The sequence below is a fragment of the Roseimaritima sediminicola genome, from assembly GCF_009618275.1.
Lineage (GTDB): Bacteria > Planctomycetota > Planctomycetia > Pirellulales > Pirellulaceae > Roseimaritima > Roseimaritima sediminicola.
In genome coordinates, this window is sequence record NZ_WIAD01000015.1 from 39,196 (window position 1) to 51,363 (window position 12,168).

Below are 12,168 nucleotides of genomic sequence, written 5' to 3' on the forward strand. Positions count from 1 at the left end.
CATGTCGAAGAAACCCAAACGCATATTAATGTTGCTGGAGAACGAAAGTTTTCCAGAGGACACGCGGGTCTTGCTCGAGGCCCGCTCGTTGGTCGCCGCGGGCTATGCCGTGACGGTCATCTGCCCCACCAGCGCGCCGCGACGGTATCACGAAACGATCGATGGCGTGCGCGTCTACCGCTATCGCGAAACCGCCCAGCGCGACGGTCTGCTGGGCTACATGTGGGAATACGGCTATAGCCTGGTCGCCATGACAGTGTTGTCGCTGTGGGTCTGGCTGCGCCGCGGCTTCGACGTGGTCCATGTGCATACCCCGCCGGACCTGACCGCCCTGATCGCGATCGCCTATCAAGCCGTGGGCAAACGTTTTGTCTTCGACCACCACGACCTTTCGCCGGAGCTGTATCAGGCCCGCCGCGGCGCATCGACGCCGAACTTCGTCTACCGCGCACTCTGCTTTTTCGAACGTCTCGCCTGCCGTCGCGCCGATCGTCTGATCGCGACCAACGCCAGCCAACAACACATCCAGATCACTCGTGGCGGGGCGGCAGCGGAGCACTGTTACGTGGTTCGCAATGGTCCCAATCAACGCTTCCTGCAGCACGTCCAACCCGAACCGAGCCTGTGTGAGAGCGGAAAGTTGGTGCTGGGTTACGTCGGGGCCATCGGGATTCAGGACAATGTCGACACGCTCGCCCACGTCGCTCGTCGTCTGCGCGTCCATTCCGGGCGTGAAGATTTTCGGGTGGTCATCGTGGGCGACGGGCCGGCGATGGATCGGCTGAGAGAGGAGATCGACCGTTTGGACGTCGGCGACCTGTTCGTGTTGACCGGCATGATCCCCTTTGCCTCGGTGCCGGCCTACATCGCGGCCTTTGATATCTGCCTGACTCCCGACCACAGCAATCCCTACAACGACAGCTGTACGACGATCAAGACGATGGAGTACATGGCGTTGGGCAAGCCGACAGTGTGTTTTCAAACGCGTGAGAATCGCCATACGGCCGGCGATGCCGCGTTGTATGCCCAAGACAACGCCGTGGCATCCTTTGCCGCGGCGGTCTTGCGGTTGATGGACGACGCGACCCTGCGCAAGCGGATGGGAGCCTTGGGCCGCAAACGCATCGACGACGGATTAACCTGGAGCCATCAAGCGGTGGCCTTGCTGGAACTGTACCGTAGTCTTTTGCCCGCCTCTGTCGTGTCATCACCTGCACTGCCCAAGCCTCACGACGCGGACGTCGCGACCGATCCTGCCGGGAAGCAGCCCCGTACGCTTGGAGCCGCCACCGATGATTGAACAACACGCCCCGCCGCGACCGCCAGAAGCCCAAACGCCGCTGCCCGAGATACGGTTTGCGTTTGTCGGGGAGGTCAACCGGTTGCTCGAGCAAACCTTCGAGCAGGATCAACAACAGGCCAAGCTGTCGCCGGCCTTCCAGTGGTATTACCGCGTCCGCCACCTGATGCCCATCGGCGTGCGGCGCTTGCTGCAGCGCCATCGCAACCAAAGCATGGACGTCGATGTGGACTGGTACCTGGCCCCGGAGTTTGCGGACCGGCTGCGTCGGGCGGTCGCGGTCGAGGCCGACCAAACCGTGCTCGCCCCCTGGCCCGACGAACACCGCCTGGCCGCCGTGCTCACCCACGATGTGGAAACGGCCGAAGGCGTTTCGCGAGTCAGCGAGTTGGCCGCCTTGGAGGAACGGTTGGGGTTCCGGTCCGCCTGGCACTTTGTTCCCCACAAATACCCGCTGGATTTCGGTTTGCTGGCAGACCTGAAACGCCGGGGTCACGAAGTCGGCGTCCACGGCTACAACCACGACGGTCGGCTGTTCGCCTCGCGGCGGGTCTTCAATCGTCGCGTGCGGCCGATCAATCGGGCGCTGCAGCGTTTCTCCTGTGCGGGATTCCGAGCCCCGATGGTGCACCGCAACCTGCAGTGGTTGCAGGCGCTCGACATCGACTACGACGCGTCGTGTTTTGACATCGATCCCTTCCAGCCGATGCCCGGCGGCGTGGGCGGGATGTGGCCCTTCATGGCGGGACGATTCGTGGAACTGCCGTACACCATGCCCCAGGACCATACCCTGTTCGTCTCTTTGAAGATGGAAACCACCGAGGTCTGGCGGCGGAAACTCGTGCACCTGCGCGCCGCCTCGGCGATGGCCTTGATGCTGACCCACCCCGATTACCTCGACACCGAACCACGCCGCCAGCTGTATCAGGAGTTTCTGGAACATCTGGCAGAGCAGACCGATTGCTGGCAAGCGTTGCCTTCGGAGGTCGCCCGTTGGTGGCGGCAGCGGGACCGTCTGCAGTACGATAGCACAGCCGGGACGGACGAAACCGAACGGCGGGACACCCGTCGGCGCGTCACCTCCGCACCGCTGCACGCGGTCATCAACATCTGAGCCCAGTCGATGCTTCTACCGTCCGCCAGTCGAACCCCGCATATCGTCGGCCCCGAGCACGACGGCTGGGATCGGTACGTGGCCGCCCATCCCAAAGGCTCGATCTTTCACACGACCGGCATGATTCGCGTCTTCGCCGCCACGCCGAACTTCCAGCCGCTGGGCTACGCCGCCCTGGATGCCGACGGCGAGATCCTGGCCATGATCGTTTGTGTGCACGTCCAAACGATTCCCAACCTGCCCGCCCTGGCATCGCGAGCGGTGCAGTTCGCCGAACCACTTTGCCAACCCACCGAAGCGGGCGTGGCGGCTTTGAGCCGTGTGCTCCGTCGCATGGACACGGCCTTGAAAACGCGTTCGTTGCTGTCCGAGATCCGCTGCCTACACGCTCCGGAAGTCGAACAGCAAGCCATGTTGCAGCACGGCTACGAACTGCTTGATTACATCAATTACGAGATGGACCTGGGGGCCGGTGAAGACGCCTTGTGGCACGGCATGCACAAACGCGTACGTCAGAAAATCCGTGCCACGTTTCGCAAAGGCGTGCGGCTGCAGGACGATCGAAGCGAAGCCGGACTGCAGCGGTTGTATGGATTGTTACGGCACAGCTATGGTCGGGCGCGGGTTCCTCTGCCATCGAACCAGTTGTTCGAGAACGCCGTGCGGCTGCTGCCCGCGGAGTCGGTTCGCGTCCGCACGGCAGTGTACCAGGACCGACCGGTCGCGAGCATCATGTCGCTGGCCTACGGCGACCGTGTTTTTTCCTGGTACGGCGGAACCGAACGTGTGCGGGGGCTGTCGCCATTTGCCGCCATCGTCTGGGATGATATCCGCTGGGCCTCTCAAGCCGGTTATCGACACTACGACTTTGGCGGTGCGGGTTGGCCCGATCAGGATTACGGTCCCCGCCGCTTCAAAGCCGGTTTCGGTGGCCGGGAAGTCCGCTATGGACGCTACCTCCTGTCGTACTCGCCGGTCCGCCTGCGGTTGGCAAAACTTGCCTACCGCGTATCGCAACAACTGGGTGCCTGGTCCTGAACGCCGGCCCCGTACGAAGCTATCTCTTCGCTCGCCTCGCCAGGGCGACTATCCTAGATAGATCTGCCCTGTCGTGTTTTAACGGTCGCGTGATCGATCATGCCATCCTTGTTCGCCAACCAGCCTTCGTCCGCTGCCAACTGCGTGGCCATTATCGGTATGGCAGGCCGCTTTCCCGGTGCCGACGACGTCGCGGCCTTTTGGCAGAACCTGATCCAGGGCCGCAGCGGGATCATCGACGTGACGGGCGAGTCGTCTCATGCCAGCCGCTTGCCCCAGCAAGAGCATTACGTCGGCAAGACGGCCATGATCCCCCACGCCGACCATTTCGACGCGGAATTCTTCGGGATCTTTCCCCGGCAAGCCGTCGAGATGGATCCGCAGCATCGCTTGTTCTTGGAAACATGCTGGCACGCGTTGGAAGACGCTGGCTATGTGCCCGATGCGACGCCGGGCCGAGTGGGACTATTCGCGGGCTGTCACATGAACACCTACATCCTGACGCGTCTGGCGACGGACGCGCGGCTGCGCGGCGAATTTTCCGACGCTTTCCCCGGCGGCGGCTTGAGTGCCGAAATCGCCAACGACAAAGATTATTTGGCCACGCGCGTCGCTTACCATTTGAATCTACGCGGCCCCTGTATGGCGGTGCAGACGGCCTGCAGCACCTCGGCCGTCGCCGTCGCCCAGGCGTGCGAGAGCCTGCTGGCCGGCAGCTGCGACATGGCGTTGGCCGGCGGCGCGACGGTAACGTTCCCTCAAAATCAGGGCTACCTGCACACCGAACATTCGATCCTTTCCCCGGACGGCACCTGCCGAACGTTCGACGCCGACGCTCGGGGGACGGTCTTTGGCGATGGCGTCGCCGCGATCGTGCTGAAACGTACCGACCTGGCCCTCGCCGATGGGGACGACATCTACGCGGTGATCCGTGGCTGGGGCGTGAACAACGACGGCGGCGACAAACCGGGCTATACCGCGCCCAGCGTCTCCGGCCAGAGCGATGCGATCCTGCAGGCCCATCGCCGTGCGGGCGTCACCGCCGACACGATCACCTACGTCGAAGCTCATGGCACGGGTACCCTGGTCGGTGACCCTATCGAGATCCAGGCACTATCCGAGGCGTTTGCCAGCTCGACCGACGCCAAACAGTATTGTTACATCGGCAGCGCAAAAACCAATATCGGCCACTTGGACGTGGCCGCCGGCGTCACGGGGATTATCAAAACGGCGCTGTCGCTGCGGCATCGTCAGTTGCCACCGATGTTGCATTTCCGCCGAGCCAATCCCCGGATCGACTTTGCCAACAGCCCCTTCGTTCCCACGACACGGTTGACCGACTGGCCGTCCGAGACCGAACCGCGACGAGCCGGGGTCAGCTCCTTCGGGGTCGGCGGCACCAATGCGCACCTGGTCCTGGAAGAAGCTCCGGCGGTTCCGCAAACCCCTTCGGCCCGCCCCTTCCATCTGCTGGCCGTCTCGGCTCGCACCCCGGCGGCGGTCGAGCCGATGCGAAACGATCTGGCCGAATACCTCGAGCGTCACCGCGAGTTGAACTTGGCGGATGTTTGCCACACACTGCAAACGGGCCGCAAATCGTTTGCGTCTCGCGAGTACCGCGTCGTGGAATCGACCGCCGACGCCGTGCGGCAGCTGCGCGAGGAATCCACCGGCGGCGGTCCTGCCAAACAAGCCCGTCCCGGCACCACCGCGGTGGCTTTTGTGTTTCCCGGCCAAGGCTCGCAGCACCAGCAGATGGCGCGTCAGTTGTACGACACCGAACCGGTCGTCCGCCGCCATATCGATGCCTGTGCCGAGCACCTCCAGTCCATCCTCCAGGTCGACCTCCGCCGGTTGGTCTTTAGTGATTCGCCGGCCGATGCAGCGAGACTGAACGAAACCCAGGTCGCTCAGCCTGCATTGTTCATGGTGTCGTACGCGTTGGGACGCTGGTGGCAATCCTTGGGCCTTCGTCCCACGGCCATGCTTGGCCACAGTGTGGGCGAGTTTGCCGCGGCCGCACTGGCCGGCGTGATGGACCGAGACGACGCCGCCACGCTGGTCGCTCACCGGGGCCGTTTGATGCAGGCCCTGCCCGCCGGAGCGATGTTGGCGGTCCATCTCGACGAGGCAGCGCTTCGAGCCCGGTTGCCCGAGGCCCTGGAGATCGCAGCGATCAACGGCCCCTCCTTTTGCGTTGTCGCTGGCGCTCCGCCGGACGTCGCGAGTTTTGCCGAAGCGCTCGGCGATGAAAAGGCGGCCGAACCGATCGCGTGTCGCCTGCTGCGCACCTCGCACGCCTTTCATTCGGCTACGATGGAGCCCGCGATCGAACCTTTTGCACAACTTGTCCGGCAGGTTGAATTGCGTTCTCCCACGACCACCATGGTTTCCTCGGTCACCGGCCGCCCCTTGGATGCGGCCACCGCCACCGATCCCGCCTACTGGGCCCGGCAGATCCGCGAACCGGTGCGATTCTCCGCGGCCTTTCTGGAACTGCTGGGCACGACCGGAGATCCGCTGGCCGTGCTGGAAGTCGGTCCCAGTCAGGCCCTGTCGACCTTGGCTCGGCAACATCCGCTGGATCCGAAGCGGCACACCGTGGTGGCCTCCCTGCCACATGCCCAACACAAAGAACCGGCCGCCCGCCATGCGGTCAGCGCCGTGGGCCGACTGTGGCAGGCCGGCGTCGCCATCGACTGGTCGGGGCTGTACGGCGACGAACCAAGACGCCGCGTGCACCTGCCCAAATACCGTTTCCAACGAAAACGTTACCACTTCGAGACGTCCCCTACGCCCGACGCCGAGGCCCCGGCCGAACCACGACCCGCGCCGTCCGCCTCCGCCATGCGCCGAGTCATCGATGAACAGATGCTGCTGATGCAGCAACAGCTTGAATTGTTGCGACGAGGCAACCCTCAACACATGCCAACGCCGTCCTCAACGCCCCCCCGAACATCTCCATGAACCCAACTTCCGCAGCACCGGATATCGAATCCGCTTTCTCTGCCCTCCTGCGCGAACGCACTGGGTATGAATTGTCGGAAATCGATCGTGAGGCGAGCTTTCTGGAACTGGGGTTCGATTCGCTGTTCTTGATCCAGCTGAGCCAACAGATCAAGCAGCGTTTCGGGGTCAAGCTTTCGTTTCGGCAACTGATCGAGGAGCTATCGTCGACCGATGCCCTGTTGGCTTATCTGCAGCAGCACGGGCAGGTCGGCAACGGCAAACCCGCAGCGTCTCCCCCCCCCGCCCCCGCTTTGGAATCGGAATCGGAATCGAAACCGGAATCGAAACCGCAGCAAGCGGCGGCGGCGAACAATGGTCATGCGGCCGTCTCCGCCGAGTCGGCAGCCGAGTCGCCGGCCGACGAATCCGCTGGCGTGCCCCCGCTTGCCGATCATGGGGTGACTGCGCCGCCACACCGCAATGGATCGCTGACGGGTATCGAACAGATTATCCTGCAGCAAAACGCGCTGATGCGGCAGCACCTGGCGCTGCTGCAAGGACAGGCTTCCTCGGCGGCCGCCGAATTTCCGGTTTCCCTCGACGTCGGCGATCGCACGAACGAGGACGAACCGGCCGGCAGCGTCGCCGGTGAACCGATACGACCGGCCGCCCGTCCGCCAGCGATTCCGGCGGTGGCCGCAACGGGCAATCGCGAGCGTTTTGGTCCCTACAAACCGGTGCGACGTGGGCCCGGCAATGCCTTGACCGCCCAGCAAAGCGAGCACCTCAGGGGGTTGACCGAGCGGTTTACGCGCCGCACCGCGGGGTCCCGCCAGCACGCCCAACAACATCGCGACCATTTCGCCGATCCGCGCGGCGTCGCCGGTTATCGGCGGATTTGGAAATCGATGGTTTATCAGATCGTGGTCGAACGTTCGCAGGGTGCGCATCTCTGGGACATCGACGGCAATCGCTACGTCGACATCGCCATGGGCTTTGGGGTGAATCTGTTCGGCCAATCGCCGCCGTTCATCACCGAGGCTCTGCATCGACAGCTCGACCGCGGCGTCGAAGTCGGTCCCCAGTCGCCGCTGGCCGGCGACGTCGCGGCCCTGCTGTGCGACTTTGCCCGCAAGGACCGCGCCACGTTCTGCAACACCGGCTCCGAGGCGGTGATGGCAGCGATGCGGCTGGCCCGCACCGTGACCGGCAAGTCCAAGGTGGTGTACTTCAACAAGGACTACCACGGCAACTTCGATCAGGTCCTGGTCCGTTCCAGCCGGATCGGCGACCGCCGGGTCTCCACGCCGGCCGCCCCGGGCGTCCCGCAGGCGTATGCCGACAACATGATTGTTCTGGATTACGGCACCCAGGAAGCTTTGCAGACCATTGCCGCCCGCGCCGACGAAATCGCCGCGGTCTTGATCGAACCGGTGCAGAGCGCCGACCCGTTTTTGCAGCCGCGAGCATTCTTACACGCCGTCCGCCGCCTAACCCGCCAGCACGACATCGCGATGATCATGGATGAAGTGATCACCGGCTTTCGCGCGGCTCCCGGCGGTGCCCAGCAGTGGTTCGACGTCTGGGCCGACATGTGCACCTACGGCAAGATCCTGGGCGGCGGTTTGCCGATCGGTGCCCTGGCCGGTTCGCGCCGCTACATGGACGCGCTGGACGGCGGCACCTGGCGATACGAAGACGATTCCGAGCCGGCGGCCGACATGACCTTCTTTGCCGGCACCTTTGTGCGGCATCCGCTGGCCCTGGTCGCCGCCCATCAAGTGCTCTCCAAGTTGAAAGAAGAAGGGCCCGAGCTGCAACAGGAATTGACCGCCCGCACGACGCAGCTGACGCAGAGCCTGAACGGTTTTTTCGAAGCCGAACAGTTCCCGATCCGCGTGGCGCAGTTCGCCTCACAGTTTCGGTTCATGTTTCCGCCAGACCTGGAGTACGCCGACCTGCTGTACTTCCATCTGCTCGACCGCGGCGTTTTCACCCGGGGCTGGGGCGACAATTGTTTTCTGTCGACCGCCCACAGCGACCAGGACGTTCGCCAGGTGATCGATGCGGTCCAGGCCAGCTGTCGCGAGCTCCGCCAGGGCGGTTTTTTTCCCCACGCGACCGACGAAAAAAAAAAGCTCCCGCTGACTCCTCCTTCCAACCGCCCGGCGAGCGTCTGCGGCGATGAATCGAGCGTCTGCGGCGATGAACCGCGAATCTGCCGCGGTGAAGACGATGACAAGCGGGAAGGGCCGGAGGATTGCACCCTGGCCGAAATTCAAACCGCGGGCGAGCGGATACCGCTGTTCTGCGCTCCGGCTGCCGACGGATTAACGCTGGTCTATCACGAACTGGCCGACCACCTGGGCGACGACCAACCGGTTTACGGCTTGAACTCGCCCGGCGTCTACGGGTTGCCCCTGGCCGATACCCTGGAGGCCTTCGCCGCCGGCATGGTGAAGCAGATCCGCCGAGTCCAACCGCGGGGTCCGTACCTGTTGGTCGGTTACTGCTCGGGCGGCACCGTGGCGTTAGAGATCGCCCAGCAGTTGATTCGCAGCGGCGAGGAAGTCGCGCTGTTGGGGATGATTGAAACCTATAACTGGCGAACGGCCCCGTCGACCAACCCCAGCGTCTGGACGCGGCTCGGCTACGGCTACCAGCGAGTGGATTTCCATCTGCGGAATTTTTGGTTACTCGACCGCCAGCACAAACGATATTTCCTGCGGTCCAAGTGGCAGACGGCACGGCGGCGAACGCGAGTTTGGCGGGACCGCATGCTGCGGTGGTTCTCGCGCCGTGGGCCCCGGCCCCAAGGGACGGTGAACATGGCGGAGATCTGGAAGAAGCATGACCAGCTGTGCGAGGCCTACGACCCCCAGCCGTATCCCGGCCACATCCTCCAGTTTCGGCCCCGCCGCGACTACCGCTGCCACCTGGGCGACGAGCTGCCGGTGGGCGGCACGGTGGAGTACCATCGCCTGAGCGCCTATCCGGCAGGCATCATGGTCGAACCGTTCGTCGAAGAACTGGCCCAGCAGCTCCAGCGCGCCATCGACCGTCTCTCGATCAACGACCGTGAAGAACGTTGGCGGCCAGCAACTTGCTGCCCCACGTTCGCGTCGATGCCACCGATCCCCCGCCCCCGGACGCATCCTCAGCGGTAGAAATCGATCCAGTCGATGGTGATCTGTTTGGGATTGTTATCGAACAAGGCTCGGGGCAATGGCATTTCAAAGCGACCTTGCTCCGCCGGAATGCTTTTCGTTGGCTGGCCGTCCGCGCCGAGCAGGCGGATCGGCATCCAGTAGGGATGTTCTGAATCCAGTGGTTCGTCTTCCCGGCCATCCTTCCAGAGCCGCACTCGAGGGGCTTCGCTATTGGGATCGTTTTGGCTGGACACGGCGGCTTGCAGGGTGGTCGGGCCGCTGGTGATTTTTAATTTCTCCAGACCCTTCAGGTGCAGCCGCAAGGTGATGTGGCAGGGCCACCGCGGGCCCTGGCGTTCGATCTTTGCTCGGCTGATTCCGGCGGGGCTGTGGACGGAGACGGTGGTCCTGCTGCTTTCCACATGGACCTGCACCTTGTCGTCCGGCCGCAGGGTGGTGATTCGCAAACCGGGATGGTCCGCACCGGCGGCGAGACCGTGCGTGGCGGCGACGAGGGCAACCGAAAGTACGAACCGCATTGCACGGGAGCGAACCATGATGGAAACGTCCTGAGGGGGGGAAGAAGATCTGCCTAGCCTTCCGAGCCCCGAAAAGTCAGATCGTGATCGGCCGCCATGCGGGCGGCGCCGTGGGCGGGATGTTTGACGCATTGCAGTTGGACCCTGTCGAAACCGTCGTCGGCCAGGCGCTCGAGCAGTCGCTCGCCCAGCACGGGCACGTTGCACAGCGGGCCGCCGGCGCAGGCCAGTTCGAACGATTCGCCCGCAAACAGCTGGCGGGCCAGCGTCACGACCAGCGTCGCCAGTTCGTCGGCGGCCGCCTGAACGATTCGGCTGGCCACCGCATCGCCGTGCTGGGCCGCGCGGGTGACGACCGGCGCGGCCGCCGCGATCTGCTTGGGCTGCAACAGCGACAGATGGTGGGGCCATCGCGGAGGGCCGATGTCGGTACACCAACGCGTCAGGTCTTCGACCAAACAAGTCTGCTCGCCGCGGCCGTCCAGCGATCGCAGGCTGCGGCGAAAGCCTTCCAGGGCGATCCAGTGGGCGCTGCCTTCGTCGCCCAGTAATCCGCCCCAGCCGCCGCACTGGGCCGAGCGGCCCTGGCGGTCGAGGGCAAAGGCGAAGGAGCCGGTTCCGGCGATCAACGCGATCCCGGCGTCGCTCTGGTTTCCCGCCGCGATCACCGCCCGGGCGTCGTGCGTGACGTGCGCCGTACCGCTCCAGGGCTGCTGCTCGACCCAGCGTTCAAAGGCGGCTTTCAGCAACGGGTTGCCGCTGCCGGCCATCGCCAGGCAGCTGGCCTGGACGCGGTCACGAGCCTCCGGAACCTGTTCGAGCAGACCCTCGCAGGCGGCCGCGACGGCATCCAGCGAAGACTGCATCGGCAACCGCTGCAGGTTGCTCGGTCCGGTCACGCTCGTCGCGACAATCTCGGGCTGTGTATCGTCCTGGCCGCCAGTCGGTTCGTCGTCGGCTCGGGCGCGGGCCAGAACGGCTTCGGTCTTGGTGCCGCCACCGTCGACGCCGATCACCCAGGCCGGCTCGTTTGATTTTCGCTTTAACAACTTACTGGTCCATTTGCGGGACGGAACCGATGACTTGGCGAAGATGTCCTTCGCAGGCGGCCAGCTGCTGTCTGGCGGTCGCGGCATCGACATCGCGGTGGTGCATGACGACGGCCGTTTTGACTTCGCCGCCGCAGGCATCCAGCAGGTCTTGGGCTTCCGCCGGCGAGACGCCGGTCAAGCGAGCCACCAATCGCCGCGCGCGATCGATCAATTTGCTGTTGGAGGCTCGCAGGTCGACCATGGCGTTGCCGTAGGTCTTGCCCAGCCGCACCATGGCGCCGGTGGAGAGCATGTTCAGCACCATCTTGGTGGCGGTCCCGGCTTTCATCCGCGTCGAACCGGTGATCACTTCGGGGCCGACCACGGGGGTGATCATGATCTGGACACAGCGAGCCAGCTCGCTGTCCGGGTTGCAGGCCAGCCCGATCGTTGTCGCGCCGCGGCTGGCCGCCCACTGCACCGCGCCGAGCACATAGGGCGTACGGCCGCTGGTCGCGATCCCGACCAGGCAGTCGGCCGCGGTAAAGCCGATGGCCTGCAGGTCCGTGACCGCGGCGGCCGGGTCGTCTTCGGCGCCCTCGACAGCCGTCGTCAGGGCGGTGGGGCCGCCGGCAATCAAACCGACGACTTGGGAGGGATCACAGCGGAACGTGGGAGGGCATTCGCTGGCGTCCAGCACCCCCAAACGGCCGCTGGTTCCCGCCCCGATATAGACCAACCGGCCGCCGCCGCGAAGCGCCACGGTGATCGCATCGATGGCCGCCGCGATCGCTTCTTGCTGGGCGTGGACCGCCGCCGCAACCTTGGCGTCCTCGGCATTGATCCGTTGGACGATCTCGAGCGTCGACAGCGCGTCGACGTTCGCCGTCGCCGGGTTGCCGCGTTCGGTAACCGGTTCGTTCAGCATAGGAGATTTGAGGTTGGAGGTTTGCGATTTGAGGTTTGCGGCCATTTTAGTCACAAACGCTTCGAGGCGGCAGCGGCAGTGGTGGCTTTGGGCCCGCGGACCGGTGGCATGCAAACGGCG

Annotated in this window: 8 protein-coding genes; 5 read left to right on the top strand and 3 right to left on the bottom strand. The window is 64.5% G+C overall.

Annotated elements, in window-relative coordinates; translation table 11 throughout:
• Position 1 precedes the first annotated feature (1 nt).
• The 5 genes from GE027_RS09820 (at position 2) to GE027_RS09840 (ending at position 9,568) form a co-directional block, all read left to right on the top strand.
• Positions 2 to 1,300: a glycosyltransferase family 4 protein gene (locus tag GE027_RS09820; RefSeq protein WP_153557019.1), complete on the top strand. Its 1,299-nt coding sequence runs from the start codon at positions 2 to 4 to the stop codon at positions 1,298 to 1,300.
• On the top strand, positions 1,293 to 2,414 hold the full coding sequence (locus GE027_RS09825) for a polysaccharide deacetylase family protein (protein ID WP_153557020.1): 1,122 nt from the start codon (positions 1,293 to 1,295) through the stop codon (positions 2,412 to 2,414). The genes GE027_RS09820 and GE027_RS09825 overlap by 8 nt, the downstream gene beginning before the upstream one ends.
• Before the next feature lie 9 nt (positions 2,415 to 2,423).
• On the top strand, positions 2,424 to 3,452 hold the full coding sequence (locus tag GE027_RS09830) for a lipid II:glycine glycyltransferase FemX (protein WP_153557021.1): 1,029 nt from the start codon (positions 2,424 to 2,426) through the stop codon (positions 3,450 to 3,452).
• Positions 3,453 to 3,551: 99 nt separating this feature from the next.
• Entirely contained in the window at positions 3,552 to 6,419 is a 2,868-nt protein-coding gene (locus tag GE027_RS09835; RefSeq protein WP_153557022.1) for a type I polyketide synthase, read from the top strand.
• A complete protein-coding gene (locus GE027_RS09840) occupies positions 6,416 to 9,568 on the top strand; it encodes an aminotransferase class III-fold pyridoxal phosphate-dependent enzyme (protein ID WP_153557023.1) in 3,153 nt (1,050 codons plus the stop codon). The genes GE027_RS09835 and GE027_RS09840 overlap by 4 nt, the downstream gene beginning before the upstream one ends.
• Here the strand turns inward: GE027_RS09840 and GE027_RS09845 are convergent.
• From GE027_RS09845 to murQ, 3 genes are read right to left on the bottom strand one after another with little or no spacing between them, the layout of a single operon-like run.
• Positions 9,559 to 10,107, bottom strand: coding sequence for a hypothetical protein (locus GE027_RS09845; protein ID WP_153557024.1), 549 nt, complete (start codon positions 10,105 to 10,107; stop codon positions 9,559 to 9,561). The genes GE027_RS09840 and GE027_RS09845 overlap by 10 nt on opposite strands.
• Positions 10,108 to 10,142: 35 nt before the next feature.
• Positions 10,143 to 11,138 carry an N-acetylglucosamine kinase gene (locus tag GE027_RS09850; RefSeq protein WP_162006660.1) on the bottom strand — a complete coding sequence of 332 codons (996 nt, stop codon included), beginning with the start codon at positions 11,136 to 11,138 and terminating at the stop codon, positions 10,143 to 10,145.
• A gap of 1 nt (position 11,139) precedes the next feature.
• A complete protein-coding gene (murQ, locus tag GE027_RS09855) occupies positions 11,140 to 12,048 on the bottom strand; it encodes an N-acetylmuramic acid 6-phosphate etherase (protein WP_153557026.1) in 909 nt (302 codons plus the stop codon).
• Positions 12,049 to 12,168: the final 120 nt, after the last annotated feature.

What these genes read in the sequence shown, in the direction of transcription:
- GE027_RS09820 (WP_153557019.1), top strand. Translation starts at nt 2, where the DNA reads ATGTCGAAGAAACCCAAACGCATATTAATGTTGCTGGAGAACGAAAGT.
- GE027_RS09825 (WP_153557020.1), top strand. Translation starts at nt 1,293, where the DNA reads ATGATTGAACAACACGCCCCGCCGCGACCGCCAGAAGCCCAAACGCCG.
- GE027_RS09830 (WP_153557021.1), top strand. Translation starts at nt 2,424, where the DNA reads ATGCTTCTACCGTCCGCCAGTCGAACCCCGCATATCGTCGGCCCCGAG.
- GE027_RS09835 (WP_153557022.1), top strand. Translation starts at nt 3,552, where the DNA reads ATGCCATCCTTGTTCGCCAACCAGCCTTCGTCCGCTGCCAACTGCGTG.
- GE027_RS09840 (WP_153557023.1), top strand. Translation starts at nt 6,416, where the DNA reads ATGAACCCAACTTCCGCAGCACCGGATATCGAATCCGCTTTCTCTGCC.
- GE027_RS09845 (WP_153557024.1), bottom strand. Translation starts at nt 10,107, where the DNA reads ATGGTTCGCTCCCGTGCAATGCGGTTCGTACTTTCGGTTGCCCTCGTC.
- murQ (WP_153557026.1), bottom strand. Translation starts at nt 12,048, where the DNA reads ATGCTGAACGAACCGGTTACCGAACGCGGCAACCCGGCGACGGCGAAC.